The sequence below is a fragment of the Chthonobacter albigriseus genome (assembly GCF_013839445.1).
GTDB classification, from domain to species: Bacteria; Pseudomonadota; Alphaproteobacteria; order Rhizobiales; family Pleomorphomonadaceae; genus Chthonobacter; species Chthonobacter albigriseus.
Window position 1 is genome coordinate 231999 of the sequence record NZ_JACDIT010000005.1, and the last position, 25988, is coordinate 257986.

Annotated in this window: 27 protein-coding genes; 20 read left to right on the forward strand and 7 right to left on the reverse strand. The window is 67.2% G+C overall.

The window, feature by feature from the left end; genetic code table 11:
• Positions 1-185 precede the first annotated feature (185 nt).
• The 4 genes from HZ321_RS15015 to HZ321_RS15030 all read left to right on the forward strand — a co-directional run bounded on the left by HZ321_RS15015 (position 186) and on the right by HZ321_RS15030 (position 4898).
• The gene (locus HZ321_RS15015; RefSeq protein ID WP_181703285.1) at positions 186-1322 is read left to right on the forward strand and encodes a glycosyltransferase; all 1137 of its coding nucleotides are present in this window, start codon (positions 186-188) and stop codon (positions 1320-1322) included.
• 178 nt (positions 1323-1500) lie between these two features.
• Complete coding sequence (locus HZ321_RS15020; RefSeq protein WP_181703195.1) at positions 1501-1851, forward strand: hypothetical protein; 351 nt, start codon at positions 1501-1503, stop codon at positions 1849-1851.
• A gap of 134 nt (positions 1852-1985) precedes the next feature.
• Positions 1986-3353 (forward strand): GH1 family beta-glucosidase, encoded by a 1368-nt coding sequence (locus tag HZ321_RS15025; protein ID WP_181703196.1) that lies wholly within the window; start codon positions 1986-1988, stop codon positions 3351-3353.
• Between the two features lie 234 nt (positions 3354-3587).
• Complete coding sequence (locus HZ321_RS15030; protein ID WP_181703197.1) at positions 3588-4898, forward strand: hemolysin family protein; 1311 nt, start codon at positions 3588-3590, stop codon at positions 4896-4898.
• Between the two features lie 14 nt (positions 4899-4912).
• Here the strand turns inward: HZ321_RS15030 and hpaR are convergent, their stop codons facing one another.
• Positions 4913-5347, reverse strand: coding sequence for a homoprotocatechuate degradation operon regulator HpaR (gene hpaR, locus HZ321_RS15035; RefSeq protein WP_342343858.1), 435 nt, complete (start codon positions 5345-5347; stop codon positions 4913-4915).
• Positions 5348-5892: 545 nt separating this feature from the next.
• Between hpaR and HZ321_RS15040 the strand changes: the two genes are divergently transcribed.
• The 4 genes from HZ321_RS15040 to HZ321_RS15055 are packed head-to-tail and all read left to right on the forward strand — an operon-like array spanning position 5893 to position 8960.
• Positions 5893-6243: a hypothetical protein gene (locus HZ321_RS15040; protein ID WP_181703199.1), complete on the forward strand. Its 351-nt coding sequence runs from the start codon at positions 5893-5895 to the stop codon at positions 6241-6243.
• 10 nt (positions 6244-6253) lie between these two features.
• Entirely contained in the window at positions 6254-7036 is a 783-nt protein-coding gene (gene aztA, locus HZ321_RS15045; protein ID WP_181703200.1) for a zinc ABC transporter ATP-binding protein AztA, read from the forward strand.
• Positions 7033-7905, forward strand: a complete 873-nt coding sequence (locus tag HZ321_RS15050; protein WP_181703201.1) for a metal ABC transporter permease — start codon at positions 7033-7035, stop codon at positions 7903-7905. The genes aztA and HZ321_RS15050 overlap by 4 nt, the downstream gene beginning before the upstream one ends.
• A gap of 29 nt (positions 7906-7934) precedes the next feature.
• On the forward strand, positions 7935-8960 hold the full coding sequence (locus tag HZ321_RS15055; protein ID WP_181703202.1) for a metal ABC transporter solute-binding protein, Zn/Mn family: 1026 nt from the start codon (positions 7935-7937) through the stop codon (positions 8958-8960).
• 4 nt (positions 8961-8964) lie between these two features.
• On the opposite strand, the gene HZ321_RS15060 is transcribed toward HZ321_RS15055, so the two are convergent.
• Complete coding sequence (locus HZ321_RS15060) at positions 8965-9936, reverse strand: hypothetical protein (RefSeq protein ID WP_181703203.1); 972 nt, start codon at positions 9934-9936, stop codon at positions 8965-8967.
• A 241-nt stretch (positions 9937-10177) separates the two neighbouring features.
• Positions 10178-10702 carry a DUF1134 domain-containing protein gene (locus HZ321_RS15065; RefSeq protein ID WP_244635903.1) on the reverse strand — a complete coding sequence of 175 codons (525 nt, stop codon included), beginning with the start codon at positions 10700-10702 and terminating at the stop codon, positions 10178-10180.
• Positions 10703-10956: 254 nt separating this feature from the next.
• On the opposite strand from HZ321_RS15065, the gene HZ321_RS15070 reads away from it, so the two are divergent.
• The 7 genes from HZ321_RS15070 to HZ321_RS15100 all read left to right on the forward strand — a co-directional run bounded on the left by HZ321_RS15070 (position 10957) and on the right by HZ321_RS15100 (position 18120).
• A complete protein-coding gene (locus tag HZ321_RS15070; protein WP_181703205.1) occupies positions 10957-11379 on the forward strand; it encodes a YHS domain-containing (seleno)protein in 423 nt (140 codons plus the stop codon).
• 114 nt (positions 11380-11493) lie between these two features.
• On the forward strand, positions 11494-12153 hold the full coding sequence (chpT, locus tag HZ321_RS15075) for a histidine phosphotransferase ChpT (RefSeq protein ID WP_181703206.1): 660 nt from the start codon (positions 11494-11496) through the stop codon (positions 12151-12153).
• A 143-nt stretch (positions 12154-12296) separates the two neighbouring features.
• A complete protein-coding gene (locus tag HZ321_RS15080) occupies positions 12297-15128 on the forward strand; it encodes a hybrid sensor histidine kinase/response regulator (RefSeq protein ID WP_181703207.1) in 2832 nt (943 codons plus the stop codon).
• On the forward strand, positions 15125-15619 hold the full coding sequence (locus tag HZ321_RS15085; protein WP_181703208.1) for a chemotaxis protein CheW: 495 nt from the start codon (positions 15125-15127) through the stop codon (positions 15617-15619). Before HZ321_RS15080 ends, HZ321_RS15085 begins: the two co-directional genes overlap by 4 nt.
• A 43-nt stretch (positions 15620-15662) precedes the next feature.
• Positions 15663-16028 (forward strand): response regulator, encoded by a 366-nt coding sequence (locus tag HZ321_RS15090; protein ID WP_181703209.1) that lies wholly within the window; start codon positions 15663-15665, stop codon positions 16026-16028.
• A gap of 35 nt (positions 16029-16063) precedes the next feature.
• The gene (locus HZ321_RS15095) at positions 16064-17248 is read left to right on the forward strand and encodes a protein-glutamate methylesterase/protein-glutamine glutaminase (RefSeq protein ID WP_181703210.1); all 1185 of its coding nucleotides are present in this window, start codon (positions 16064-16066) and stop codon (positions 17246-17248) included.
• On the forward strand, positions 17245-18120 hold the full coding sequence (locus HZ321_RS15100; protein WP_181703211.1) for a CheR family methyltransferase: 876 nt from the start codon (positions 17245-17247) through the stop codon (positions 18118-18120). The genes HZ321_RS15095 and HZ321_RS15100 overlap by 4 nt, the downstream gene beginning before the upstream one ends.
• A gap of 75 nt (positions 18121-18195) precedes the next feature.
• Here HZ321_RS15100 and HZ321_RS15105 read toward each other — a convergent pair whose 3' ends face one another.
• Positions 18196-19299: a hypothetical protein gene (locus HZ321_RS15105; RefSeq protein ID WP_181703212.1), complete on the reverse strand. Its 1104-nt coding sequence runs from the start codon at positions 19297-19299 to the stop codon at positions 18196-18198.
• A gap of 159 nt (positions 19300-19458) precedes the next feature.
• Between HZ321_RS15105 and HZ321_RS15110 the strand changes: the two genes are divergently transcribed.
• Complete coding sequence (locus HZ321_RS15110; RefSeq protein WP_181703213.1) at positions 19459-20028, forward strand: nitroreductase family protein; 570 nt, start codon at positions 19459-19461, stop codon at positions 20026-20028.
• The gene (locus HZ321_RS15115) at positions 20028-20633 is read left to right on the forward strand and encodes a flavin reductase family protein (protein WP_181703214.1); all 606 of its coding nucleotides are present in this window, start codon (positions 20028-20030) and stop codon (positions 20631-20633) included. Before HZ321_RS15110 ends, HZ321_RS15115 begins: the two co-directional genes overlap by 1 nt.
• 4 nt (positions 20634-20637) lie before the next feature.
• On the opposite strand, the gene HZ321_RS15120 is transcribed toward HZ321_RS15115, so the two are convergent.
• Entirely contained in the window at positions 20638-21234 is a 597-nt protein-coding gene (locus tag HZ321_RS15120) for an aldolase/citrate lyase family protein (protein ID WP_181703215.1), read from the reverse strand.
• A 68-nt stretch (positions 21235-21302) separates the two neighbouring features.
• On the opposite strand from HZ321_RS15120, the gene HZ321_RS15125 reads away from it, so the two are divergent.
• Positions 21303-22367 (forward strand): transglycosylase SLT domain-containing protein, encoded by a 1065-nt coding sequence (locus HZ321_RS15125; RefSeq protein WP_181703216.1) that lies wholly within the window; start codon positions 21303-21305, stop codon positions 22365-22367.
• A gap of 101 nt (positions 22368-22468) precedes the next feature.
• Complete coding sequence (locus HZ321_RS15130; RefSeq protein ID WP_181703217.1) at positions 22469-23935, forward strand: DUF2336 domain-containing protein; 1467 nt, start codon at positions 22469-22471, stop codon at positions 23933-23935.
• Positions 23936-23975: 40 nt separating this feature from the next.
• Here the strand turns inward: HZ321_RS15130 and HZ321_RS15135 are convergent, their stop codons facing one another.
• Entirely contained in the window at positions 23976-24488 is a 513-nt protein-coding gene (locus HZ321_RS15135) for an Hpt domain-containing protein (protein ID WP_181703218.1), read from the reverse strand.
• 153 nt (positions 24489-24641) lie between these two features.
• Positions 24642-25427 (reverse strand): NAD kinase, encoded by a 786-nt coding sequence (locus HZ321_RS15140; RefSeq protein ID WP_181703219.1) that lies wholly within the window; start codon positions 25425-25427, stop codon positions 24642-24644.
• 104 nt (positions 25428-25531) lie between these two features.
• On the opposite strand from HZ321_RS15140, the gene cutA reads away from it, so the two are divergent.
• Positions 25532-25885 carry a divalent-cation tolerance protein CutA gene (gene cutA, locus HZ321_RS15145; RefSeq protein WP_181703220.1) on the forward strand — a complete coding sequence of 118 codons (354 nt, stop codon included), beginning with the start codon at positions 25532-25534 and terminating at the stop codon, positions 25883-25885.
• Positions 25886-25988 lie beyond the last annotated feature (103 nt).

Consider the following 25988-nt stretch of genomic DNA (forward strand, 5'->3'; position numbering starts at 1 on the left):
AACCGTGGGATGGAGCGATACCTGATCCGGGGCGCGAATCAGGTAGGAATAAGACTGGGAATTGAGCGAATCGCCCTGTTGCGGCGGTTCGTCACGAGGCACCGGCCGACCGCCTCGCGGTCGTCGGGACGGGCATCGAGGGACATGATTTGCGGATCGCTCTAGTTCACTACTGGATCGTCGGGATGCGCGGCGGCGAAAAGGTTCTTCAGGAACTTTGCCGGATGTGGCCCGAGGCGGACATCTACACGCATGTCTACGATCCGGCTTCGGCAAGCGCGGAGATCCGCGCCCACAAGGTGACCTGCACGTTCATCCATCGGCTTCCGAACGCCAAGCGCTTCTACAAGACGTATCTGCCGCTGATGCCGATGGCACTGGAGAACCTGGATCTGTCCGACTACGACGTGGTGATCTCGTCGGAGTCCGGGCCGGCGAAGGGTGTGGTGGTGCGTCCCGACGCGATCCACATCTGCTACTGCCATTCGCCGATGCGCTACATATGGGACCAGTACTTCAAGTACCGGCGCGGGTTCGGCCCGGTGAAGCGGCTGCTGATGAGCGGGATGGTGACCTGGCTGCGCCAGTGGGACTACACCAGCGCCTCGCGGGTGGACCAGTTCGTCGCCAATTCCAAGTTCGTCGCCAAGCGCATCAAGAAATACTACCGCCGTGATTCGGTGGTGATCCATCCGCCGGTAGCGGTGGAGGACTTCGAAGTCCAGCGTGAGAGGGGCGAGTATTTCCTCTGCTTCGGGCAACTGGTCGCCTACAAGCGGGTCGACCTCGCCATCGAGGCCTTCAATCGGCTCGGCCTGCCGCTGGTGGTGGCCGGTGGCGGCGAGGAACTGAAGGTGCTGAAGGCGAAGGCGCTACCCAACATCACTTTCCGAGGCTGGGTGAACGATGACGAGGTTCCGGCGCTGATCGGCAAATGCCGGGCGCTGATCTTCCCGGGCGAAGAGGATTTCGGCATCGTTCCCATCGAGACCATGGCAAGTGGGCGACCGGTGATCGCCTACGCCAGCGGCGGGGCGGTGGAAACCGTGCTCGACGGCATTACCGGCATGCTGTTCGAGGATCAGACCGCGGATGCGCTGACTGCAACGGTGAAGCGCTTCGTGGAGCACGAGGAGAGCTTCAACGCGGACATCATCCGGCAGCGCGCGGAAGGCTTCTCCTGTACCGTCTTCCGCGACCGGATGACCGCACTGCTCGAGCAGTTGATCGCCGAGCAGAAGGGGACCACGACGGCGCGGCCGCCCGTGGAACGCAAGGTTCCGGACCCGGCGATTCCGGTCCGTGCCGGCGTCGCGCGCTGAGGCGCGATACGTTCATTGTCGACTGGATACAGCCTTTGCCTGTGCGCGCCTCGGCAGAAGAGACCGGGGCGCGTCGTTGTGTTGCGCGATAGGCCCCTCCAGGCGGGTGGACCGGGGGAACACCCAGGTGTATCGCGGGTTGCGGGAGCGACAACGCGTCAAGAAGGACGGACCGACCATGAAGATGCAGGTACTTGCGGCCTCACTCATCCTCCTCGCCGCCCCGGTCCACGCCGCGCCCGATCCGGCCAAGGCCAAGCAGTGCCGCGGCGAGATGGGCAAGATGGTTTCGATCGGCCTGATCCAGCATGCCGAGAAAACGTCGGACGACAGCATGGTGGTGACGCTTCTCGTGCCGCAGTGGAACGTGCTCCCGAGCGAGATGAAGCTGGCCGTCGGCCGCACCATCGGCTGCGTTCTCACCGAGGGCGAGGACCTGACGCAGAGCACGGCGACCATCGAGTTCGTCGGCGGCCCGGACAAGACGCCCATCGCCAAGATGACGGGCGACGACCTGACGGTGTTCTGACCGGGCTGACAGGGTCGCGGCAACGCGGCCTGCGATCGACTTGATAGATCTGACCTTTGTGACCATAGATCGGTTGCGGCCCGGGCGTTCGTCGGATAGGAGTGTGTAATCGTTTACATGTTTTGCGAGCCGTCGTGTCCGACCTGACCCTTGCCCGAAGGTTTCCGCCCGAGTTTGTTTTCGGCGTCGCTACCGCCGCCTTCCAGATCGAAGGCGCGGCCTCGGAGGACGGGCGAAAGCCGTCGATCTGGGATGCTTTCTCGCACATGCCCGGCCGCGTAGAGAACGGGGACACCGGCGACGTGGCTTGCGACCACTACCACCGGATGGAAAGCGACCTCGATCTGATCGCTTCGCTGGGTGTCGACGCCTACCGGTTTTCCATCGCCTGGCCGCGGGTGATCCCGGAAGGGCGGGGCGCCATCAACGACAAGGGGCTGGACTTCTACGAACGGCTCCTCGACGGCATCCTGGCGCGCGGGCTGAAGCCGTTCGCGACCCTCTACCACTGGGACCTGCCGCTCGAGCTGCAGGGGCGCGGCGGCTGGACCTCGCGCGAGACGGCGCATGCCTTCGCCGTCTATGCGGAGGTGGTCGCCAAGCGCCTGGGAGACCGGCTATCCAGCGTCGCAACCTTGAACGAGCCATGGTGCTCGTCGTTCCTGGGTCACTTCACCGGCGAGCACGCGCCGGGCGAGCGAAACCTTTCGGCGTTCCTGGCCTCGGCGCACACGCTCAATCTGGCGCATGGCCTGGCTGTCCAGGCGATGCGGGCGGTGCGGCCGGACACGGCCTACGGCATCGTGCTCAATGCCAAGTCGCTTCATCCGGCCAGCGCCGGTGCCGCCGACATCGCGGCGACCGGTCGGTTCGACGCCTTCCACAACGGGCTGTTCTTCGAGCCGCTGTTCAACGGCCGCTACCCCGACGGGGTGAGCGAGGCGCTCGGCTCCGCGATGCCCGCGGTCACATCGGAGGATCTCGCTGTCATCCGGCAACCGCTCGACTTCCTGGGCATCAACTACTACACGCCGGAGCATGTCGCGGCCGATCCGTCGCTGGCTTATCCCGCGGCTAGGGCGGTGCCGCCGCCGCTGGGCACGCCGGTGACCGACATGGGATGGGAGATCGACGCCGGGGGACTCAGCCACCTCATCCGGCAGTTGCGCAGCCGCTACGCGCTTCCGCCGATCTACATCACCGAGAACGGTGGCGCGTTCCGGGACGCCTGCGCCGACGGAGCGGTTCACGACCCGGAGCGTGTGGCCTATCTGCGGGATCACCTTTCGGCCGTTGCCGATCTCGTGGAGGGGGGCTCCGACGTGCGCGGCTACTTCGCCTGGAGCCTGATGGACAACTTCGAGTGGGCCTGGGGCTACGCCAAGCGGTTCGGGCTGGTCCACGTCGACTATGCCTCGCAGGAGCGGACTATCAAGGACAGCGGCCACTGGTATCGCGACCTGATCGGCCTCCGAGATCGGTCGGGTGACGCCGCCGCCTGACGGCCCGGAGCCGCGTTCGGCGATTGCCGCCTTCCCAGAGGGGGGGTGTTCGGCTATAACCCGGCCTTCCTTCCACAGCCGGACGCCAAGGACCCATTTCTCCGTGCCCTCAGGCGACAAGCCTCCGAGTTCCCAGCCGGCGCCTCGCGCGTCGGCCGGCGTCGTCATCTCCCGCGAAGTTCGCCGTCCCCGGGATCCAATCCTCCGGACGCGCGTTCCAGAGGCGGTCCGGTGATGTCCTATCTTTATCAAATCGGAATCGTCTTCCTGCTGCTCCTGGTCAACGGGTGGTTCGCCATGTCCGAAATGGCGATCGTCTCGTCGCGTCGGGCCCGGCTGGAAACCATGGCGGAGCAGGGTAGCCGCGGCGCCCGCAAGGCGCTGACGCTGGCGTCCAATCCGGGGCGTTTCCTGTCGTCGGTGCAGATCGGGATCACCTTGGTGGGCATCCTGGCCGGCGCCTACTCCGGCGCGACGTTGGCCGATCCGCTCGGCGACCTCCTGGTGCTGCAAGGCCTATCGGCCTCTGTCGCGGACGTGCTTTCGATCGCCATCGTGGTGGGTTCGATCACCTACCTGTCGCTGATCATAGGCGAACTGGTGCCCAAGCAGATCGCCCTCGCCAACCCGGAGAAGGTGGCGGCGCTGGTGGCGGGACCGATGTCCATAGTCGCTCTGGCCGCGTCGCCGATCGTGTTCGTGCTGGAGATCTCGAGCCGCGTGCTTCTCACCATGTTGCGCCTCAACACCGGCCGCGACCTTTCGGTGACCGAGGAGGAGATCCGCGCGATCATCGCGGAGGGCACCAAGACTGGCATCCTGGAGCCCGAGGAGAAGGAATTGATGGCGGGGGTGATGCGCTTCGGCGATCGCTCGATCCGGGCGATCATGACGCCGCGGCGCGACATCATCGGCATCGACCTGGACTGGGAGCACGAACGAGTCGTGGAGGTTCTGACCGCCTCCACCCACTCCCGCTATCCGGTCTATCGTGGCGAGATCGACAGCTTCCAGGGCATCGTTCAGGCCAAGGACCTGCTCGACGCGTATCTGTCGGGGCAGGGGATCGACATCGAGCTGTCGATGAAGCCGGTCGAAGCCGTGCCGGACACGGCGCCGGCGCTCAACGTGCTTGAACTGCTCCGGCGGTCGCCGATCCACATGGCGATCGTGGTGGACGAGTACGGATCGGTGGAGGGCATCGTGACCGCCGCCGACATCCTGGCCGCCATCATGGGCAGCCTTGCGAGCGACGACCACCAGGAGAGCAGCACGATCATCCAGCGCGCCGACGGATCCTGGCTGGTCGACGCCGATCTTCCGGTCGACCTGGTCGCCGACCGGATCGGTTGCCCGGCGCTCGACGATCCTGACCGCGACTACGAGACGCTGGCAGGTTTCATCCTGTCGGTGTCGAAAGCGATCCCGGCCACCGGCGACGTGCTCGCCTGGCAGGGATGGCGGTTCGAGGTGGTGGATATGGACGGCCGGCGCATCGACAAGGTGTTGATGACGTCCCCGGCCGGCGAGGCGCTCGACGGCTGATACCGAGCGCCGGCCTAGTCCTCGTCGAGCCCGTCGAGAATGCCGTTGGGGCCGATCAGCGCGGTGACCAGGTCGACGGAAAGGTCGATCATGTTCTCCAACCGCTCCAGGCCGAACTTTTCGGCGATGTCCTCGTAGACGGAGGTCGCGGTGGGGGCGAGCGCGTTCATCGTGCCTCGGCCGCGCGGGGTGATCGACACCAGCGTCCGCCGAAGGTCCTCCATGTGCGCCCGTCTGGAGATATAGCCGCGGGTCTCGAGGTCCTTGATGATGCGCGACAGCGAGGAAGCCCGCAGGCAGGTGGCTGCGGCAAGCTCGGACGCGGCCATCTGCTCGCTGGCGACCAACTGGCACAACACCCGCCATTGCTGTTCGGTGAGGCCATGCGACCGGAGCGCCGGTCGAAGTTGCCGCATGACGGCTTCCCGCGCCCGCAAGAGCGCCATCATGAGGCTCGGGCGGGTTTCAGGGGTGGTGCACAGGCCGTCTGTGGTAGCGGGCGCTTCGCCCGTCGTGTTTTCTTCTATGATCACGTGAATGGCCGATTGCTGTTCGGGGGCGTTGGTACCGGTGCGATGCTGCCGCGAGACCTTCGAATGTATGCGGACCGCACGTCGAAATACTAGAATCGTTTCATCGTAATATAAGACAATTTGTTCTTCTGCAAACGAGATTGTGCGCCAGGATAGGCTGTAATTCCCAAAATTTGTGGCAGGAGGGACGCGTGACTTAGCGCGGCGCTCCAGTCTACGCCAAACGGAGGGTTTTCACCGATAATTCCACAGAACATCTTGTTTCGATCGGAATTATGCTCCCCGAAAAAACTTCGCATTCATAAGCATCAATTGTGTTTTGCATTCCAAGTTCGCTCCATTTGCCCGGACCGGATGTGATCCACGGCAGTCCCCTAGAAGGCACGGTGGAGTCTCGCTTGACCATGTAATGTTATAGTGTTACATCGGATCGGAAGGGGAGCGGGGTCCCGGAGACCAGTATGGCGGAACGAGCGACGGTGACCTTGGCGACGGACCTTCAGGCCCGGAAGAGCGCCGCAAGCGCCCTGGATGATCCGCTTCGCGCGCCTGGTCACCCGCATCACGATCACGACCATTCACACCACGACCATTCGCACGACGATCCCGGTCATCGGCATCACCACCGTCACGACCACGGGCATACCCATCCGGCTGCGCGCCTGTTCCCATCCGGAGGCGAACCGGTCGTCACCACGCGCATGGTCGTGGTCCGGCCATCGCTGCTGCGGATGGGTGCCGCGGGACGGCTGGTGATCGGGTTCTTGATCGTCGCGGTGATCTGGGTCGCTACCCTGTCCGTGACCGGCTGAAGGGGGACGCATGTCCGCACTGGAATCTCCTCGCGCCCGACCCTATTCGGCCGCCGTCACCTTCACCAACGCGACCATCGGCTACGACCGGCACCCGGCCGTCCATCATGTGGAGGGCCGCTTCGCGCCGGGCAGTCTGACGGCCGTGGTAGGGCCGAACGGGGCGGGAAAGTCGACGCTTCTGAAAGCGGCCGTCGGGGCACTGCGGCCGCTCGGCGGCAAGGTTTCGGTGGAAGGCTGCCCGCGTCGGCGGATCGCCTACCTGCCGCAGCAGAGCGAAATCGACCGCTCCTTTCCGATCCCGGTGTTCGATTTCGTCGGCATGGGGCTGTGGCGCTCGGTGGGACTTTTTGGCGGCTTCGACAGAACGGCGGACGAACGCATCGCCGGTGCTCTGGCCACCGTCGGACTTGCCGGCTTCGAGCGGCGCACGCTCGACACCTTATCCGGCGGTCAGGTGCAGCGGGTGCTGTTCGCGCGCCTGCTGCTGCAGGACTCGCCCCTGATCCTGCTGGATGAACCGTTCACCGCGGTCGACGAGCGGACGGTGGAGGAACTGCTCCACCTGGTCACCGACTGGCACGCCGAAGGGCGGACCGTGGTCGCCGTGCTGCACGACCGGGAGCAGGTGCGCCATCACTTCCCGCAGACGTTGCTGATCGCGCGGCACGTGATCGCCTGGGGCGAGACGGCGTCCGTGCTGACGGCGTCCAACCTGCGCGCCGCGCGCAGCATGGAGGAGGCGTGGGACGACCACGCGCCGGTGTGCAGCGTCGACGAGGTCCACGCATGACGGCCTACGATCTGCTGATCGCCCCGTTCGCCGATTTCGCCTTCATGCGACGGGCGCTCACGGGCTCGCTGGTGCTTGCCGTCGGTGCGGCGCCGGTCGGCGTGTTCCTCTTGTTGCGCCGGATGAGCCTGATGGGCGATGCGATGGCGCACGCGATCCTGCCCGGGGCGGCGATCGGCTTCCTGATCTCGGGGCTCGACCTCTTCGCGATGACGGTGGGCGGCATCGGTGCCGGCCTGCTCGTCGCGGTGCTGAGCGGGCTGGTGGCGCGCACCACGGTGCTTCGCGAGGACGCGACGCTCGCCACCTTCTACCTGATCTCGCTGGCGCTCGGCGTGCTGATCGTGTCCTGGAAGGGATCCTCGGTGGACCTGATGCACGTGCTGTTCGGCACGGTGCTGGCCCTCGACGACGCGGCGCTGCAGTTCATCGCGCTGGTCTCGTCCGCCACGGTGCTGACGCTCGCCCTGGTCTGGCGGCCGCTAGTTATCGAGTGCGTGGATTCCGCCTTCCTCCGGGTGGTCAGCGGAACCGGGGCGACGGTGCACCTCGTCTTCATGGTGCTGGTGGTGCTCAACCTCGTCGCGGGCTTCCAGGCGCTCGGAACGCTGCTTTCGGTGGGCATCATGATGCTGCCGGCCGCCTCCAGCCGGCTCTGGGCGCGCGAGATCGGCGCGATGTCCGTCATCTCGCTCGTCATCGCCGTGCTGTCCTCGGCGATCGGGCTGCTGCTTTCCTACCACCTCAATCTGCCGTCGGGACCGGCGATCATCCTGGTCGCCGGCGGCTTCTACATAGTCTCGCTGCTGGCCGGGCCTGTGGGCGGGGTGATCCCGAGAAGCCTGCCCAGGGCCCACCGTACGGCCTGAACCCTGCCATCCCATCCGGAGAACGGACGATGAAGACGAAGCTGCTCGCCTCGCTTGCCGTGATTGCCACCCTTTCGCCCGGGCATGCCTTCGCCGAACCGTTGAAGGCGGTCGCCACCTTCACCATCCTTGGCGACATGGTCGCTCGCGTCGGCGGCGAGCGGGTCGCAGTGACGACGCTGGTCGGACCGAACGGCGACGCCCACGTCTATCAGCCGACCCCGCGGGACGCGCGGACCGTGGCCGGCGCGGACGTGGTCGTGGTCAACGGCCTCGGCTTCGAGGGCTTCCTGGACCGCCTGATCAAGGCCTCGGAGTACAAGGGCCCGATCGTGACGGCCGCCGCGGGAATCAAGCCGATCGAGGGCGTGGACGAGGACGAAGCGGGGCACGAGAACCACGCCGAAGCGGGGCACGAGGACGGGCACGACCACGAGGAAGTTGCCCGGACCGAGACCCACGACGGGCATGACCACGAAGAGACCGCCAAGGCTGAGCACGAGGACGGACACGACCACGGCGCCTTCGATCCGCATGCGTGGCAGAGCGTCGCCAACGCGGTGCTCTACGTGGAGGAGATCCGCAAAGGCCTCTGCGCGGCCGATGCGGAGGGCTGCCCGGTGTTCCAAGCCAATGCCGAGGGCTATGTGGCGGAGTTGAAGGCGCTCGACACAGACATCCGCAGCCGCGTGGCCGCAATCCCGGCCGAGCGGCGCAAGATCGTGACCAGCCACGACGCGTTCGGCTATTTCGGCCGCGAATACGGCGTGACGTTCCTGGCTCCGCAAGGTGTTTCGACCGATGCGGAAGCCTCCGCCCAGGACGTCGCCAAGCTGATCGCGCAGGTCAAGGAGACCGGCGTGAAGACGCTCTTCCTGGAGACGATGGTGGACCCGCGTCTTGTGGAGCAGATCGGCCGGGAGGCCGGCGCCACCGTCGGCGGAAGCCTCTTTTCGGACGCGCTGTCGGGGCCGGGCGAGGGTGGAGAGACCTACATCGAGGCGATGAAGCACAATGCCGACGCGCTGGTCGCCGCGATGAACGGCGGTTCCTGACCGCTTAACGTTCGGGGTCGGACAGCTTTTGTGCCGCCGCGGCCGTTTCCTCGGCCTCGGCGGCGCCACCACGCTCCCGGCCGCGCCGGATCCGGCGGGCGATCTCGGTGATCTGCATCGGGGCGACCAGGGCGTCACCCAGGCCGTCTCCGCGATTCGCGCCGGAAGCTTGCGACGCCGGCAGGAGGTGGGCGGCGGCTGCCGGGACCTCCCCGACGGGCGCCGGCTCGGGTTCCGGCGCCGCAGGGCGCGGGGCGCCGAAGCTTCGGGCTTCCCGCTCCAGCCGGTCGCGGCCGAGGCGCAGGGTCTGCAACGCGGAGGCGAGGGCGCCGTTGTCTGCCGGGGTCGACGGCCTGTCGGCGACGTCGGGGAAGGAGTGCGGGATCTGCTGCGCCGGCGAGGACGGCCGATCGGGCGCCCGTTCGTCCGGAGCCACCGGGGTCCAAGTGGCATCGATGTCCGGCGCCTGACGGTCGGCCCGGGCCCTGTCTATCCCCATCTCCAGTTCCTGGATCCGCCGTTCGGCCGCGCGCAGCCGGCTCGCCTCGGCGACCGCGCGGCGCTCCAGCTCTCGGCCGTCGGCGGTTGCCTGAGCCAGGGCCTCCTCGCGGTTGCGGATCGTCTCGTGGGCGGCGGAAAGCCGGCCTTCCGTTTCCAAGAGCGCAGTCGTCAGCGCATTCTTCTCGGCACGGGCGGCGGCGAGCTGGGTTTCCGTCTCCGATCTGGCGAGCCTCTCGTCCATCAGGGCATCGCGGCTTTCGCGGGCCTCCACCTCCGCGCGCGCGACGCGGGCGGCATAGACGGCGCGGACCGCGTCACGGGAGGCGGTGATCTCGTTCATGTTGCGCGGCAGGCGCGCTTCCGCCTCCCGGCGCGCCAGACGGGCGGCACGGCGGGTGAAGGCCGGGAAGACGATGAGCGCCACAAGGCCCGCGGTGAGCAGACCCAGAGCGAAGACGAGGGCGCTTTCGATCACGATGGATCCAGACCTGCCGCCCGCGACGGGCGTCTACTAGCCGGGCGTTCCGCTCTGTCGAGTCGGTCGGCCCGCAACTCGGGTGGCGACAAGCATCCGTCGAAGTCGGCGGGCGGGTCAAGGTTCCGGCGGGGTTTGCGCACGGCCGGATGCATCGCGCGGGCGGAATTCTTTCCTGGAGACTCGCGGCGGACGGGCGCCACTCCGCCGCCCAGGACGCACGGATCGGCGGTAGGCACCCTCAGAACGGGTTCCAGGTCGCTTCCGGGGTGAACTTGAGGTAGCCGACGTTGATGCCCAGGCGGGCGCCGAGGCCGGAGCGGACCGGCACCAGCGTCACGTCGCCAGCGCGCAAGGCGGTCAGTCCGAAGCCGCCGACGAGGTAGGCGGAGCCGGCGACCCCGCCGAAGCGGGTGTAGAGCGCAGGCACGGACGGCAGATTGTAGACCAGGATCATGGTCCGCGCCCCGTCGGCGCCGAGGTCCACGCCGAGCGTGGGGCCCTGCCAGTAGACCCGGTGCGTGCCGGCGTTGCGGGTGTAGAGCGTGCCTTCGCCGTAGCGCAGGCCGCCGAAAATCGCGCCGCTGCCCTCCTGGCCGAGTATGTAGCCGTTCGGCTGGCCATAGGCGCTGACGGACCGCTCGATCACCGAGGCGAGGCCGCTCGACACTTCGCCGAAGAAGGCGTTGCCGGTGTCGACGAGTTCGTTGGCGGAGAAGCCGGTGCCGGTTGCCTGCTGGGCCGGGGCCGGAGCGAGCGTGAGCATCAGGACCGCCACGGCGGCAAGGACCTGGCGCCAGATCCCGGTCAGGCTCGACTTCATCCGATCACTCCCCATGGTCGACGACCTCCGGTCGCCAGGCGCGCGTTAACGGGCTCGTCATCGCGACGGCCTAATCTTGTGGCTGACGAAACGCGTCGAATCAACACGCCACATCTCCCATGTCTCCTGAAATTCCGGCAGCAAGACGGCGGGTTTTGCAAGGGGCGGCCCTTGTGCTCTGGGTGTTCGCGGCTCTTTTGCCAGCGACCCGGGCCGTCGGTGCGATCTCCGATCGCTATGTGCACGACGCCTATACCGGGCTTGCACTCGGCGGCTACGATCCGGTCGCTTATTTCGTGGACGGCAAGGCCGTGCGCGGCGTGCGGGAGTTCGAGGCCGTCTACGACGGGGCCTACTGGCGGTTCTCCAACGCCGGCAATGCCGCAGCCTTCATCGACGCACCGAAAGTCTATGTGCCGGCCTACGGCGGCTACAACACAGTGGCGGTTGCGGGAGGGAGGCTGGAGGCCAGCGACCCGACGCTGTTCGCCGTGCACGCCAACCGCGTCCACCTGTTCGCGACGGCGGCCGACCGGGAGACCTTCCTCAAGGATCCCGCCGGCTATACGGCACTGGCGGAGGCACGCTGGCCGGGATTGCTGGACACGCTCAGCCGTTGACCGGCCTCTAAAGGTTGGCAGCCGTGCCCGCTGACTGTAATCACAAGAGTAGGCCGCGAATCCGATTCGGATCCGCGGGCGTCCTTGACAGCGCACCCATGGAAATCGACGGCCATGACCGAACCCACCAAGATCGAGGCGCTCGACTTCGCCGCTCTGCTCTGCTCGCGGGTCTGCCACGACATCATCTCCCCGGTGGGTGCGATCACGAACGGGCTGGAGATCCTCGACGAAGAGGACAATGAGGAGATGAAGGCAATCGCCTTCGACCTCATCCGCAAGAGCGCGAAGACCGCATCCGCAAAGCTGCAGTTCGCTCGGCTGGCTTTCGGCGCGGCCGGATCGGCGGGCGCCGAGGTGGACCTCGGTGACGCGGAGACGGTGGCCAAGCGCTACATGGAGGGCGAGAAGGCCGATCTGGTGTGGGAGGCGCAGCGTCGGCTGCTGCCGAAGAACCAGGTCAAGCTGATGCTCAACCTGCTGCTCGTCTCGCTGCATGCCATCCCGCGCGGCGGCAAGGTGGTGGTCCGCACCGAGGGTGACCTGCCGGTGCCGACGCAGATCATCGAGGCGACAGGTCCTGCCGCGCGCATTCCGCCGCGAGTCGCCGACTTGATCGAGGGCCGGATCACCGATGGACTCGATGCGCACGCCATCCAACCCTATTACGCCGGGGCGCTCGCTCGCGATGCTGGACTTCTGGTAACCATTTCGAAGACTGAAGAGACTGTCATCTTTGAAGCACGGCAAATAGCTCCCGTAGATGCGGCGTAGTTCTTTCGGCTTTGAACGCATTCAACCATTGGGATTTCAGCCTATCTTAACCGTTTGATCCCACACTCCCCAAAAGCGACCCAGACCACGTCGTATCTACCGTATCCGCCACCCTGCAGGCGGAACGGTGCCGGGGGTGACACATGGATGACTTGCTGCGGGAATTCCTGACCGAGACGAACGAGTCTCTCGACGTCGTCGACGTCGAGCTTGTCAAGTTTGAACAAGAACCCAACAACGCCCGCATTCTCGACAACATCTTCCGACTGGTTCACACCATCAAGGGAACCTGCGGATTCCTGGGCCTGCCCCGCCTGGAAGCCTTGGCGCACGCCGCCGAGACCCTGATGGGCAAGTTCCGCGAGGGCGCTCCGGTCAACTCCGACGCCGTCAGCCTGATCCTGCAGACGATCGATCGCATCAAGGGCATTCTCGCCGAGCTCGAGGCGCTGGAAGGCGACGAGCCGAAGGGCGAGGACACGGACCTCATCGCGCAGCTGGAGGCCATGTCGATGGCCGGAGAAGCCGCGAAGGCCGAAGGCAAGAAGGCCAAGGACAGCAAGGCCGCCAAGAAGAAGGCGGCCGAGGAAGCGCCGGTGGAGATCGTGGTTCCGCCGACACTGGATCGCGAGCTGCGACCCGGCGAAGTCTCGCTGGAGGAACTGGAGCGCGCCTTCCGCGAAACGGAACCGGAAGTTCACGTCACGCCGGCCGCTCAGGTGGTCGCCGAGATCACGGCGGCCGCGGCAGCCGAGTCCGCCGCCACCGGCGTACCGCAGCAGGGCATCGATCTTGCCCGCGTCGCCGCGGAGATCGAAGCGCGCATGAACAAGCAGCCGTCGAAGTCGGACAAGACCGACAAGACTGCCGCCCTCGACGAAAAGGATGGCGAGGGTGACGCCAAGGGCGACGGCAAGGGCTCGGTGTCCAGCCAGTCGATCCGCGTCAACGTGGAGACCCTCGAGCATCTGATGACGATGGTCTCGGAGCTCGTGCTGACGCGCAACCAGCTGCTGGAGATCGTCCGCCGGCACGAGGACAGCGAGTTCAAGGTTCCCCTGCAGCGCCTCTCCAACGTGACGGCCGAGCTGCAGGAAGGCGTCATGAAGACGCGCATGCAGCCGATCGGCAACGCCTGGCAGAAGCTGCCGCGCATCGTCCGCGATCTGGCGCAGGAACTCGGCAAGCAGATCGAACTCGACATGATCGGCGCCGAGACCGAGCTCGACCGCCAGGTGCTGGAGCTGATCAAGGATCCGCTCACCCACATGGTCCGCAACTCGGCCGACCATGGCCTGGAGAAGCCGGAGGACCGCAAGAAGTCGGGCAAGACGGAGAAGGGCACGATCCGCCTCTCCGCCTACCACGAGGGCGGCCACATCATCATCGAGATCGCCGACGACGGGCGCGGTCTCAACGTCGACAAGATCAAGTCGAAGGTCATCGAGAACGGGCTGGCCTCAGAGGCCGAGCTCGAGAAAATGGCCGAGGGCCAGATCTTCAAGTACATCTTCGCGCCGGGCTTCTCGACCGCCGCCGCCGTCACCTCGGTGTCCGGCCGCGGCGTCGGCATGGACGTGGTGCGCACCAATATCGAGCTCATCGGCGGCTCCATCGACCTGAAGTCGACGGCCGGCAAGGGCACGACGGTCACCATTAAGATCCCGCTCACGCTGGCGATCGTCTCGACGCTGATCGTGGAGAGCGCCGGCGACCGGTTCGCGATCCCGCAGCTCTCGGTGGTCGAACTCGTCCGCGTGCAGACCAATTCGGAGCACCGGATCGAGCGGATCAAGGACACCCCGGTCCTGCGCTTGCGCAACAAGCTGCTGCCCCTGGTGCCGCTGGCGCGGCTGCTCGGGATCCAGGAAGATCGCGAGGGCAAGAGCGAGGACGACGGCTTCATCGTCGTCATGCAGGTGGGCAACGTGACCTTCGGCGTGGTCGTCGACGGCGTGTTCCATACCGAGGAAATCGTGGTGAAGCCGATGAGCAAGATGCTCCGCGACATCACCATGTTCTCCGGAAACACCATCCTCGGCGACGGCTCGGTGATCATGATCATCGATCCGAACGGGGTGGCGGGCGCCATCGGCACGGCGATCGCGGCCGACCTGAACGAGAAGACGGACGGCGACAAGGTTCGCGGCGGCGACGACCAGGCGAAGGTGTCCATGCTGCTGTTCCGCGCCGGTTCGCCGGAGCCCAAGGCGGTGCCGCTGTCGCTGGTCACGCGTCTGGAAGAATTCGACATCGACAAGATCGAGCACTCGAACGGCCGCGACCTGGTCCAGTACCGCGGTTCGCTGATGCCGCTCGTCTACCTCAACCACGGCGTCCAGCGCCGGATGGAAGGCACCCAGCCGATGCTGGTGTTCTCCGACGCGGGCCGGTCCATGGGCCTGGTGGTCGACGAGATCGTCGACATCGTGGAAGAGAAGCTCGACATCGAGGTCGGCTCCGACATGCAGGGCGTGCTCGGTTCGGCGGTCATCAAGGGCAAGGCGACCGAGATCATCGACATCGGCCACTTCCTGCCGCTGGCCTTCGAGGACTGGTTCACCCGCAAGGAGATCTCGTCCGCCGCGCTCACGCGCTCGCTGCTGTTCATCGACGACAGCCCGTTCTTCCGCAACATGCTCGGGCCGGTGCTGAAGGCTGCCGGCTTCGACGTGACGACCTGCGCCTCGGCGACGGAAGCGATGCGGCGGCTTGGTGAAGGCGAACGCTTCGACGTGATCGTCTCCGACATCGAGATGCCGGGCGTCAACGGCTTCGAACTCGCCGAGATGCTGCGCCGCGATGCGCGGTTCAAGACGACGCCGATCATCGCGCTGTCGGCGCTCTGCACACCGGCCTCGATCGAACGCGGTCGCCAGTCGGGCTTCGACGACTACGTCGCCAAGTTCGATCGTCCGGGCCTGATCGCAGCCCTCAAGGAAGTCACCAGCCCCGAACTCGGAATTGCCGCATGAGCACCAAAGACACCACCGTCCCGGGCGCCGCGGACAATGACGCCCGTTCCGACACCACGCAGTACGTCACCGTCGTGATCGGTGGCCAGCTGTTCGGCCTGCCGATCCACAAGGTGCACGACGTGTTCGTGCCGGAGAGCATGACGCGCGTGCCGCTGTCGGCGCCGGAGATCGCCGGCGTCCTCAACCTGCGCGGCCGAATCGTGACGGCCATCAACATGCGCCGGCGCCTCGGTGTGCCGCCGCGCGAGGGCAAGAGCGGGATCATGGCCGTGGGCATCGAGTACCGCGGCGAGTCCTACGGACTGATCATCGACGAGGTCGGTGAGGTCCTGACCCTGGAAAACGCCGGCCGCGAGGCCAATCCCGCGAATCTGGACCGCCGCTGGGCGGAAATTTCCGGCGGCGTTCACCGTCTGTCAGGGCAATTGATGGTCATACTGGATGTGGAACGCGTTCTCGGTCGAATGCTCGACCAGATCGCAGCCTGACGATCCGGCGGGGGGCGAACCGTCCGGAGCAATGGAGTTAGCTATGAAGCACTGTCTCGTGGTCGACGATTCGAGCGTCATTCGCAAAGTCGCCCGTCGCATCCTGGAAGACCTGTCGTTCTCGATCACCGAGGCGGAGGACGGTCAGCAGGCGCTCGAGCAGTGCCAGCAGCACATGCCGGACGCCATCCTTCTCGACTGGAACATGCCCGTCATGGACGGCCTGGAGTTCCTTGGACAGCTGCGCAAGCTGGACGGCGGACAGGGACCGAAGGTGGTGTTCTGCACGACCGAGAACGACGTCGGGCACATCGCCCGGGCCATCCGTGCCGGCGCCAACGAATACATCATGAAGCCGTTCGATCGCGAGATCGTCGAGGCCAAGTTCCAGGAAGTCGGACTCATCTGAGCCCTTGGAAGACGACGGAAGCTGGGGGCGACAGGATGTCTGCAATTCAACGCAATTCCGGCACCGCAGGCGCGGTGACGAACCCGATACGGGTGATGGTGGTCGACGACTCCGTCGTGATCCGTGGCCTGGTCGGCCGCTGGATCGACGAGGAGCCGAACCTTGCCGTCGTGGCGAGCCACCGCAACGGGCGGCTGGCCGTGGAGGACGTGATCCGGTCCAACCCGGATGTCGTCATCCTCGACATCGAGATGCCCGACATGGACGGGTTGACCGCGCTGCCGCTCCTCCTGGAGAAGAAGCGCGACCTGGTGGTCGTGGTGGCCTCCACGCTGACGCGCCGCAACGCGGAGATCTCGCTGAAGGCGCTTTCGCTCGGCGCCGCTGACTATGTTCCCAAGCCGGAGAACAACTCGGGCGTCACCACCTCGGTGGACTTCCGCCGCGAGCTCGTCGACAAGGTCGTCAACCTCGGCCAGCGGGCCAGATCCCGCGCCGCCGGACGCAGCGGGACCGGCGGCATCGCCATGCCGACCGCCGGGGTGCGCATGCCGATGGCGACGTCGCGCCCGGCGGAGCCGGCGCCTGCCCGGTCGAAGTCGGCGTCGTTCACGATCCGCAGCTATTCGATGGTCAAGCCGCGCATCCTGGCGATCGGTTCGTCCACAGGCGGGCCGCAGGCGCTCAACACCCTGTTCGGCGAGATCGGATCGGCGATCGGCCAGGTCCCGGTGGTGATCACCCAGCACATGCCGCCGACCTTCACCGCCATCCTGGCCGAGCACCTGTCCAAGTCCGCCGGCCGCCAGGCCGCCGAGGGCAAGGACGGCGAGGTGCTGCAACCGGGCAGGATCTACGTGGCGCCCGGCGGGCGGCACATGGTGCTCGCCAAGCAGGGCGGCGACGTCGTCATCCGCCTGCAGGACGGACCGCCGATCAACTTCTGCAAGCCGGCCGTCGATCCGCTGTTCAAGACGGTGGTCGACATCTACGGCAACGCCACGCTGGCGGTGGTGCTGACGGGCATGGGTTCCGACGGTGCCGAGGGCGTTTCGGCCATCGGCCGTGCCGGGGGCAGTGTGATCGCCCAGGACGAGGAAAGCAGCGTCGTCTGGGGCATGCCCGGAGCCGCCGCCCACACGGGGATGTGCAGCGACGTGCTGCCGCTCCCCGAAATCGGCCGGAAGGTCTCTCGCGTGCTTCTGGGGGGCCGTCCATGACGCCAGCCGAATACGACTACCTGCGCCAGTTTCTGAAGCAGCGCTCAGGCCTCGTGCTCTCCAACGAGAAGCAGTACCTGATCGAGAGCCGGCTGCTGCCGGTGGCCCGGAAGTCGGGGCTCGCCTCGATCACCGCGCTGGTTGCCAAGCTGCGCGACCCGCGCGAGTCGATGCTCGCCGACGCGGTCGTGGAGGCGATGACGACCAACGAGTCGTTCTTCTTCCGCGACAAGGTGCCGTTCGACCACTTCACCCAGGTGATGATGCCGGCGATGCTGGAGCGGCGGGCGATGAAGCGCCAGATCCGCATCTGGTGCGCTGCGGCCTCCACGGGTCAGGAATCCTACTCCCTGGCGATGTGCCTGAAGGAGATGGGCTCCAAGCTGGCGGGCTGGCGGATCGAGATCGTCGGCACGGACATCTCCAACGAGGTGCTCGACCGGGCCAAGGCCGGCGTCTACAGCCAGTTCGAGGTTCAGCGCGGCCTGCCGATCCAGATGCTGCTGAAGTACTTCGTCCAGAACGGCGACCAATGGACGATCTCCAACGAGCTGCGCAGCATGGTGCAGTGGAAGAAGTTCAACCTGTTGGAGAGCTTCGCGGGCCTTGGCCAGTTCGACATCGTGTTCTGCCGCAACGTGCTGATCTACTTCGACCAGCCGACCAAGGCCGACATCCTCAGCCGAGTGTCGAAGACGATGACGCCGGACGGCTTCCTGGTGCTCGGCGCGGCCGAAACCGTGGTGGGGCTCACCGACGCCTTCAAGCCGGTGCAGGACCGGCGTGGCCTCTATGCGCCGAACGTGCCCGGCCAAACCGCGGCGGCTCCGACGCCCGCCACGCGCTTCGCCTTCGGCAGTGGCGCCGCCTGATCGACGGCGCGGATCGGGAGAGCAGACCAGACGCGGCGCCCGGTGCGCCGCGTTCTTCGTTTCCGGGGCGCCCGGCTACTGGGTCGCGCTGGTGGAGGCGGCGAGCACCTCGATCTCCGCGTCACGGCCCGTCTCGACCTCGAACTCGCGCTGGAACAGCGCTTCGTCGTGCTTGGCGACAACGGTATAGGTGCCGGACGCCAGGATGAACGACGGAAAAGCGCCGACGCCCTCGGTCACCACGTCGCCGCCGGGGGTGAGCACCGACCACTGGGTGTCGGCGATCGCCTCGCCGCCTGGTTCGCCGACGAGCTTCAGCGTCACCTCGGCGGCCTTCTGGTAGAGCGTGACCTCAGACATCTTGCCGGCCTTGACCTCCACGTCCGCGCGGGTGCGGGCGTTCACCTCGCCGTAGCGGCTGACCACGTGGTAGGTCGCCGCCGGGAGGCGGAGCAGCTTGTCGGGCGCGACGTCGAGGGCCACGGCCTTGCGCTCGCCCTGGCCGTCGATCTCCAGCGAGTATATGTCGAAGCGGACATCCTCGACCGGGAGCGGGCGATCCTCCGCAAAGGCCAGCAGCTTCAGGCCGCCTGCGTTGAGAACGACGCTCTCTTCCTGCACGCCCTCGCGCACCTCGATGCGGGTGGTGGAGGAGGCGTAGCCGAAATTGCAGTGGGCGAGATAGACGCCCGCCTGCAGACGGATGTCCGCGACGCCGCCGGCGGTGGTCGCCACCAGGGGCAGGGCGCCGTCGCTGCCTGCCTGGACGCCGAAGATGCGCCAGACCACGCCGGACTTCAGCGGTGCGCCGCCCTCGACGAGACGCGCGGTGAGGACGACCGTCGGCGTCAGGTCGGGCAGGGGGTTCAGCGTCGGGCCCGTGCTCGGGTCATTGCCGGGCGGGGCATAGGGCGCGGCGGATTGCGGAAGCAGCGGATCGGTGCTCGGCAGGCCGAAGGTGGGGTCGAGGCCCTGGGACTGCAGCGGATCGGCGGGCAGCTGTGGCTCGGTCGGGACGGCCGGAATGTCGGCCGGCGGGATCGGGTGGTTGGGGTCGAACTCCTGCGCGCCGGCCGCGCCCGCGGCTTGGATCAGGATCGCCGTCAGGGCGGCCAGACCCCATCGCCGGAGGCTCGCCCGGATCGCATGCAAAGCCGTTGCCGCGTCTTTCGTCCCCACCGGTCCGCCACCCGTTCTTCGACACGCGATTGTTATAGCTGCTCGTCGCGTTGATCGATACTGTTCGTGGCGATTTCAAGTCGCGGCCGGGCAGCTGGCGCGGATGGCCCCACGGCCCGGGCGACGATCGTCAACCTCCAGACCTTCTCCGGACCCCCGATGACCGATGCGCTGACGCTTCTGAAGACCCGTCGTTCGATCCCCGCTGCCTTTCTGGCCGAACCCGCTCCCTCCGACGCCGACATCGAGACGCTGCTGACGATCGCCTCGCGGGTGCCGGACCACGGCAAGCTCGCGCCCTGGCGGTTCATCCTGTTCCGCGGCGACAGCCGCCGGCGCGCGGGAGAAAAGTTGGCACAGCTGCTGGCCGAACGCGATCCGAGCCTACCGGAGGCGCGGCTGGAAGAGGAGCGCAACCGTCTTGCGCGGGCGCCGCTGGTCGTCGGCGTGGTCAGCCGCGCCGCCGAGCACGTCAAGATCCCGATCTGGGAGCAGCAACTGTCGGCGGGCGCCGCCTCGATGAGCCTCGTGATCGCCGCGCATGCGATGGGCTACGCGGCCTGCTGGCTGACGGAGTGGCCGAGCTACGACGCCGAAGCCGGGCGGATTCTCGGGCTGAAAGAGGGGGAGCGCTTCGCCGGCCTCGTCCACATCGGCACGCCAACCGTTCCGGCGCAGGACCGTCCGCGTCCGGCTCTGGCGGACATCGTCAGCGCGTGGAGCGACTGATGTTCTACGATCCGCGCCGGCAGCCGCACGGGCTGCCGCACGATCCGTTCCTGGCGCTGGTGGCGCCCCGGCCGATCGGCTGGATCTCCACCGTCTCGGCGGCCGGCGTGCGGAACCTCGCCCCCTACAGCTTCTTCAACGCCTTCTCCTCCAAGCCGGCGATCGTCGGCTTCTCCGGTTCGGGGATGAAGGACAGCGTGCGGAACGCCGCAGAGACCGGCGGCTTCGTCTGCAACATCGTCAGCGAGGACCTGAAGGAGGCGATGAACGCCTCGTCGGTCACCGCGCCGCCGGAGGTCGACGAGTTCGCCGTGGCCGGGCTCGCCGCGGCTGCCTCGGAGCTCGTCGCCGCGCCGCGCGTGGCGCTTGCGAAGGCGGCGCTCGAATGCATCCACCTGCAGACGATCCCGCTGATGGGAAGCGGCGGCGGGCCGGTGGGCGCCTATCTCGTCCTGGGTGAGGTCGTCGGCGTCCACATCGCGGATGACATCCTGACGGACGGGCTGGTCGACGTCGCCAAGCTCCGGCCGGTGTCGCGGCTCGGCTATCGCGACTACGCGGTGATCGACGAGACCTTCGAAATGGCGCGGCCCGCGCCGCATTGAGGCGTCAGGCGACGGCGCCGGGCGGCGGCCCGACGACCACCGCGAAACCAGCGGCACGGGCGACTTCCGTCCGCAGCACGTCGGCGCCGCGCAGGCGGATAACCGCGGGCAGGCCCGCCGCCGCGGCGGCCAGAAGCACGAGGCCGCGCGCGGTGTCCAAAGCCGGTGTCGGCGAATCCGGCGGCGTTCCGAGGGCCGCGGCCAGCGCCGCGGGATCGAGGCCGATCGCGAGCAGGCGGCGGGACGCCGAAGCGATCGAGGCGGCCTGGAGCACGCCGGCGGGATGATCGAGCAGCGCCACGATGCTGGTGACGCCGTCATCGAGGCCGAGGGTGGCTTCGGCCACCGCCAGGCGGGCGGCGAGCCGTCCGATGTCCTCAGCGGAGTGGCAATCGGTGAGCAGCAGCGCGGCCGAGCCGCGGGTGACCGCGGCTGAAAGGATCGCCTCGTCGGCCCCGGCGGGGATGGCGAGCAGGTCCGCAGGACCTGGATCGTCCCAGGCTCGGACGGTCGGCGAGGGTCCGGCCATCGCCGGGAAGCCGGCCTCCAACCAGGTCCAGCTTGTTGCATTCAGCAACGCAGGCGGCAGGGAACGTCTCACCGGTTTACCCTTCCTTAACCATGGGGGCGGAGAAGATGGTCAACGCGTGTTCCGACCGGTGACCTCCTATGATGCCGGGCTTCCAGTGGCTCAACACCCAGTCCGCCCCGACGACGTCCGTCCAGACGGGGAATCGGATCGCGCAGGCGTTCGACGCCGCGAGCCAGTCCACGGGAACCTCGTTCGACTATCTCCTGAAGACGGCGCAGCGTGAATCCTCCCTCGATCCGACGGCCAAGGCGAAGACGTCGTCGGCGTCCGGCCTGTTCCAGTTCATCGAAAGCACGTGGCTGGAAACCGTCAAGCAATCCGGTTCCGAATTCGGCCTCGGTTCCTATGCCGACGCCATCGAAATGGGTGCGGACGGGCGATACCGTGTCGCAGATCCGGCGCTGCGCGAGACCATCCTGAACCTGAGGCACGATCCGGAGGTCGCCTCCACCATGGCGGGGGCGCTGACGCGGCGGAACGCGGGCTACCTGTCTGCGCGCCTCGGCCGGCCGGTCACGGACGGGGAGCTTTATATCGCCCATTTCCTGGGCGCCCGCGGCGCGGCCTCGCTGATCGCGGTGGCGGCGCAGGTGCCGCAGGCCAAGGCCGCGGATCTTTTTCCCAAGCAGGCGGCCGCCAACAAGTCGATTTTCTTCGCCGAGGGCCGCGCGCGCAGCGTTTCGGAGGTCTACGCCAACCTCGTCGCCAAGCATGGCGGTGAAGCGGATGCGGTGCCCGCCACGGTGACGGCTTTCGCCGATCCGATGCCGGAGAGCGCCGACAGCGCACCGAGCGGCGGCGCGTTCGCCTTTGCGGCTGCCTCCGACCGGGTGGACCAGGGCTGGTTCGCCTCGCGCGGGGAAACCGCCTTCCAGGCCCTCTTCGCCGGATCGACGCCTACGGAAACGGCAAGCGCCGAGCGGCCACCGGCGTTCCAGGTCTACCAGCTCGCGCCGGCGCTGTTCGATGTCGCTGCGGCGGAAGACACCAGCGGCTTCGTGGACGAGGAGCGGCCGTCCGTTCCGCTGCCGCCGGCGATGCGGGCCAACCCGTCGCTGGCCGAGTTCGTCGCGCTTCGCCAGCAGCAGCGCGGGCCCCTGGACCTTTCCACCTTCCTGCGTCCTCAGGACGTCGACGGTTAAAGCCCGCTGAAGAAACAGGGTGAACCGAACGTTAACCCTCGCATGCCACGCTCCCTCCAAGGGCCGAAGCACGGCCCACTCGGATGGCGGGACTAGGGTCGATGTTGGTGTTCCGGTTCCTTGCTTGGTTGGATACGGCTCCGCCCCACGCGCGGGCCGAAGCGGTTGCGCCGCTGGTGCAGCGGTTCTTCATGGGAGAGATATCGCCGGACGAGCGCGAGGCGCTGGACGCCGCGCTCACGGTCATGCTCGACGATCCCTCCGCCGATGTCCGGCGGGCGCTGGCCGAAGCGCTGGCGCTCTATGAGGAAGCGCCGCGGCATCTGGTGGTCGCCCTGGCGCACGACCGGTCGGACGTGTCCGAGCCGTTGTTCCGGCGCTCGCCGTGCCTTCTGGAGGCCGAACTGCTCACCGGGGTCCGCAGTGGCGCGAGCCGGACGCAGGTGGCGGTCGCGCGCCGGCCCTGGGTTCCTTACACGGTGTCCGCGCTGATCGCCGAGACAGCGTCCAAGGATGCCGTGCTGGCGCTGGTGCGCAACGACGGCAGCGACATCGACGAGGAGGCTTTCCATGCGATGGCGCGCCGCTTCGGCGACGACCCGGCTGTGCGGGAAGCGCTGTTCGCCCGGACCGACCTGCCGATCAACGTGCGCCAGTCGGTGATCGCGCTTCTGGTGACGCGTTTCAATGCGCGCTGCGATGCGGTCAGTTCCGGCGGGCGCCGCCTGCAGGACACCATGCGGGACGCCTGCGACCGGGCGACCATCCAGTTGCTGATGGAGGCCGACGAGGAGGAGATCGTCAGCCTGGTCGATCACCTGCGGGATACCGGGCAGCTGACGACGGCGCTTCTCATCCGGGCGATGTGCAGCGGGCAGATCCGCTTCTTCGAGGCGGCGCTTGCCAGCCTCACCGGGCTGCCGTCGACGCGGGTCTATTCGATCCTGGTCGGCGGCCGGGAGAGCGTCCTCTCCTCGCTGCTCACCAAGGCGAAGCTGCCGGAGCGCTCGCACAAGGCGTTCCTCATCGCGCTGGAAGTCTGGCGCGAAACCGATTTCGACGGCGCGCCCGGCGAGGAGAAGCGGTTCGCCCGCCGGATGATCGAACGGATCCTGACACGGTACCAGAGCTTCGCGCCTGGCGAGATCGACGATCTGCTCGCCCTGTTGCGGCGGCTTGCGTCCGAGGCCGCCCGGGAGGCGGCACGCGCCTTTGTGGCGAATGCCCGGCACGCGCTGCTGCGGCCCCATGCGGAGGACATCATCGTGACTGAAGCCCCCGACCACCGGGAGTCGCTCCCTCGCTCGGCACAATCGGCCACCCGGCAGGCCGTCCGGATAGAGCCGGAGCCGCAGGCCGATCTCGGCGCGGCGATCTATCACGCGACGGCGCTGACCACCGCGACCCAGCACGATTTCGAGGCCGACCTCGCCGCGGCGCTGGATTCGCTGGATCTGGAACTGGCGATCGCAGACGCCATCGACGTCTACGACCTGGACAAGGCCTACGAGGACGCGCTGCGGGAGTTGGCCGGAGATGCGCCGCAGGTCGCCCGTCGGGCCGCCTGAACGTCGAGGGGGCGAGATCCCCGAGAGGGGCGGAGAACCGCTACGTCAGCGGCGTACCGTGCTCGGCAAGATACTCGTCGGCGACCTTGGTCAGCGCATGCGCGAGTTCCTGACCGATGCGGTCGGTCTCGCTCTTGGCCTTTTCGCGGAAGATGGCGCGAACGGCGTCCACATGCTGCTCGATCAGCGGAAGCGGCAGCAGCGACGGGCCGGGCAGGCGCTCCAGCAGGCTGCAGAGGCTGCCGGCGACATGGGCGGCGAGCGGAAAGCCCAGCGTGGCCGCCTGGCCCTTGAGGTCGTGGACGGAGCGGTAGAACTCTTCCCGCTTGGGGCCGTCGGCATAGTCGGTCTTTGCCCAGGCCAGACGGCGTGCGGCGATGGTGTCGACCTCGGCCTCCATCCAGCCATCGAACTGCACGGACAAGGTCTTCAGGGCGGCCTCGGCGCGGGCGACCGGGTCGTCGGCGGGGTTCGAACCGGGGATCTCCCGCACCTTCTTGCGAAGGTCGTTCCGGGGTTCGATCAGGTCGACCGGTTTGGAACGTGGCGGCATGAAATTCTTCAATCCCAGATCATGCGGACGCGGCGTCGGCCTCGGCAGCCGAACTCGCCTGGGATGATGTGGCGGCGCGCTTAAGGAAGGGTTCCGAACCGCCGGTTTGTACCACCGTGTGGAATTACGATTAACCGGCGGTAACCTCTGGCCTCAATATCGGAATTGCTCGGCCAGGATGCGTTCGTCCCAGGAATGGTCGCGGTCAAACAGGATGAGGCTGCGCTGCTTGTGGTCCTCGCGCACGGTGACCTTGACCACGTCGCGGATCTCGGTGTGGTCGGCGGCGGCGCTGGTCGGGCGCTTCTCATGTTCCAGCACGTCGATCACCACCGAGCATCGGTTCGGCATCAGCGCGCCGCGCCAGCGGCGGGGGCGGAAGGGGCTGATCGGGGTCAGCGCCAGCAGCGGCGCGTGGATCGGCAGGATCGGGCCGTGTGCCGAGAGATTGTAGGCGGTGGAGCCGGCGGGGGTTGCCACCATGACACCGTCGCAGATCAGCTCCTCCAGGCGCACCTTGCCGTCGATGGCGATCCGGAGCTTGGCCGCCTGGTAGGTCTGGCGCAACAGCGACACCTCGTTGATGGCGCGGGCGGCGTGGCTCTGTCCGGCGGCGTCGACGGCCGTCATGATCAGGGGATGGATGGCCGAGACCACCGAATTGGCCAGGCGCTCGCGCAGCGAATCCAGCCGGAATTCGTTCATCAGGAAGCCGACGGAACCGCGGTTCATGCCGTAGATCGGTTTGTCGGTGTTCATGAAGGCGTGCAGCGTGGTCAGCATCAGGCCGTCGCCACCCAGCGTGACGACGACGTCGGCGTCCGCCGGGTCGGTGTCGCCATAGAGATCGATGAGGGCGGCCTTCGCCTCGATCGCCTCCGCCGTGTCGCTGGCGACGAACGCGATGCGGTCGAAGGTCGGGATCGCGCTTCTCGGCATCTGACCTCGGCGGAAACCTGAAAAAACTTTCGGGCGTCGTTCACGCCCGCCCGCCGTTTCGCTAGCATGGTGAAAGCGAAAAGGAAACGCGGCATGGGGGTGCAATGACTGCGACTGATTCCGATCTCAGGCTGGTCACGGTTACGTGCCCGGATCTCGACACGGCCAAGACGATCGCCCGGCTGCTGGTGGGGCGACGGCTGGCCGCGTGCGTCAACATCATGCCGGGTGTGACGTCGGTCTACCGCTGGAAGGGGGAGGTGAACGAGGACGCGGAGGTCTTCTTGTTCGCCAAGACCACGGACGACTACGTGGAATCGATCTTTACGGCTGTGGTGGCCAACCATCCCTACAGCCAGCCCTCGATCGAGGTCGTGCCGATCGTGGCGGCCGGGCGGGGCGTGGCGCGGTGGATCCAGGCGGAAACCGGCGGCGACGAGAGCGTCTCGCTCCCTTGAGCGGTGGGCGGCGACGACGGGTCGCCCGGAATGCAAAGACCCCGCCTGAGGGGGCGGGGTCCTTTCGTGATCTTGGCTGTCGCACGCCCGTCGAGGGGAACGC

Excerpts from the sequence above, each read along its gene's own strand:
- HZ321_RS15020 (WP_181703195.1), top strand. The coding sequence starts at position 1,501 with ATGAAGATGCAGGTACTTGCGGCCTCACTCATCCTCCTCGCCGCCCCG.
- hpaR (WP_342343858.1), bottom strand. The coding sequence starts at position 5,347 with ATGATGGCGCTCTTGCGGGCGCGGGAAGCCGTCATGCGGCAACTTCGA.
- HZ321_RS15115 (WP_181703214.1), top strand. The coding sequence starts at position 20,028 with ATGTTCTACGATCCGCGCCGGCAGCCGCACGGGCTGCCGCACGATCCG.
- HZ321_RS15040 (WP_181703199.1), top strand. The coding sequence starts at position 5,893 with ATGGCGGAACGAGCGACGGTGACCTTGGCGACGGACCTTCAGGCCCGG.
- HZ321_RS15085 (WP_181703208.1), top strand. The coding sequence starts at position 15,125 with ATGAGCACCAAAGACACCACCGTCCCGGGCGCCGCGGACAATGACGCC.
- HZ321_RS15080 (WP_181703207.1), top strand. The coding sequence starts at position 12,297 with ATGGATGACTTGCTGCGGGAATTCCTGACCGAGACGAACGAGTCTCTC.
- HZ321_RS15030 (WP_181703197.1), top strand. The coding sequence starts at position 3,588 with ATGTCCTATCTTTATCAAATCGGAATCGTCTTCCTGCTGCTCCTGGTC.
- HZ321_RS15050 (WP_181703201.1), top strand. The coding sequence starts at position 7,033 with ATGACGGCCTACGATCTGCTGATCGCCCCGTTCGCCGATTTCGCCTTC.
- HZ321_RS15140 (WP_181703219.1), bottom strand. The coding sequence starts at position 25,427 with ATGCCGAGAAGCGCGATCCCGACCTTCGACCGCATCGCGTTCGTCGCC.
- HZ321_RS15135 (WP_181703218.1), bottom strand. The coding sequence starts at position 24,488 with ATGCCGCCACGTTCCAAACCGGTCGACCTGATCGAACCCCGGAACGAC.
- chpT (WP_181703206.1), top strand. The coding sequence starts at position 11,494 with ATGACCGAACCCACCAAGATCGAGGCGCTCGACTTCGCCGCTCTGCTC.
- HZ321_RS15095 (WP_181703210.1), top strand. The coding sequence starts at position 16,064 with ATGTCTGCAATTCAACGCAATTCCGGCACCGCAGGCGCGGTGACGAAC.
- HZ321_RS15065 (WP_244635903.1), bottom strand. The coding sequence starts at position 10,702 with ATGCTCACGCTCGCTCCGGCCCCGGCCCAGCAGGCAACCGGCACCGGC.
- cutA (WP_181703220.1), top strand. The coding sequence starts at position 25,532 with ATGACTGCGACTGATTCCGATCTCAGGCTGGTCACGGTTACGTGCCCG.
- HZ321_RS15125 (WP_181703216.1), top strand. The coding sequence starts at position 21,303 with ATGATGCCGGGCTTCCAGTGGCTCAACACCCAGTCCGCCCCGACGACG.
- HZ321_RS15090 (WP_181703209.1), top strand. The coding sequence starts at position 15,663 with ATGAAGCACTGTCTCGTGGTCGACGATTCGAGCGTCATTCGCAAAGTC.
- aztA (WP_181703200.1), top strand. The coding sequence starts at position 6,254 with ATGTCCGCACTGGAATCTCCTCGCGCCCGACCCTATTCGGCCGCCGTC.
- HZ321_RS15130 (WP_181703217.1), top strand. The coding sequence starts at position 22,469 with ATGTTGGTGTTCCGGTTCCTTGCTTGGTTGGATACGGCTCCGCCCCAC.
- HZ321_RS15110 (WP_181703213.1), top strand. The coding sequence starts at position 19,459 with ATGACCGATGCGCTGACGCTTCTGAAGACCCGTCGTTCGATCCCCGCT.
- HZ321_RS15100 (WP_181703211.1), top strand. The coding sequence starts at position 17,245 with ATGACGCCAGCCGAATACGACTACCTGCGCCAGTTTCTGAAGCAGCGC.
- HZ321_RS15015 (WP_181703285.1), top strand. The coding sequence starts at position 186 with ATGCGCGGCGGCGAAAAGGTTCTTCAGGAACTTTGCCGGATGTGGCCC.
- HZ321_RS15055 (WP_181703202.1), top strand. The coding sequence starts at position 7,935 with ATGAAGACGAAGCTGCTCGCCTCGCTTGCCGTGATTGCCACCCTTTCG.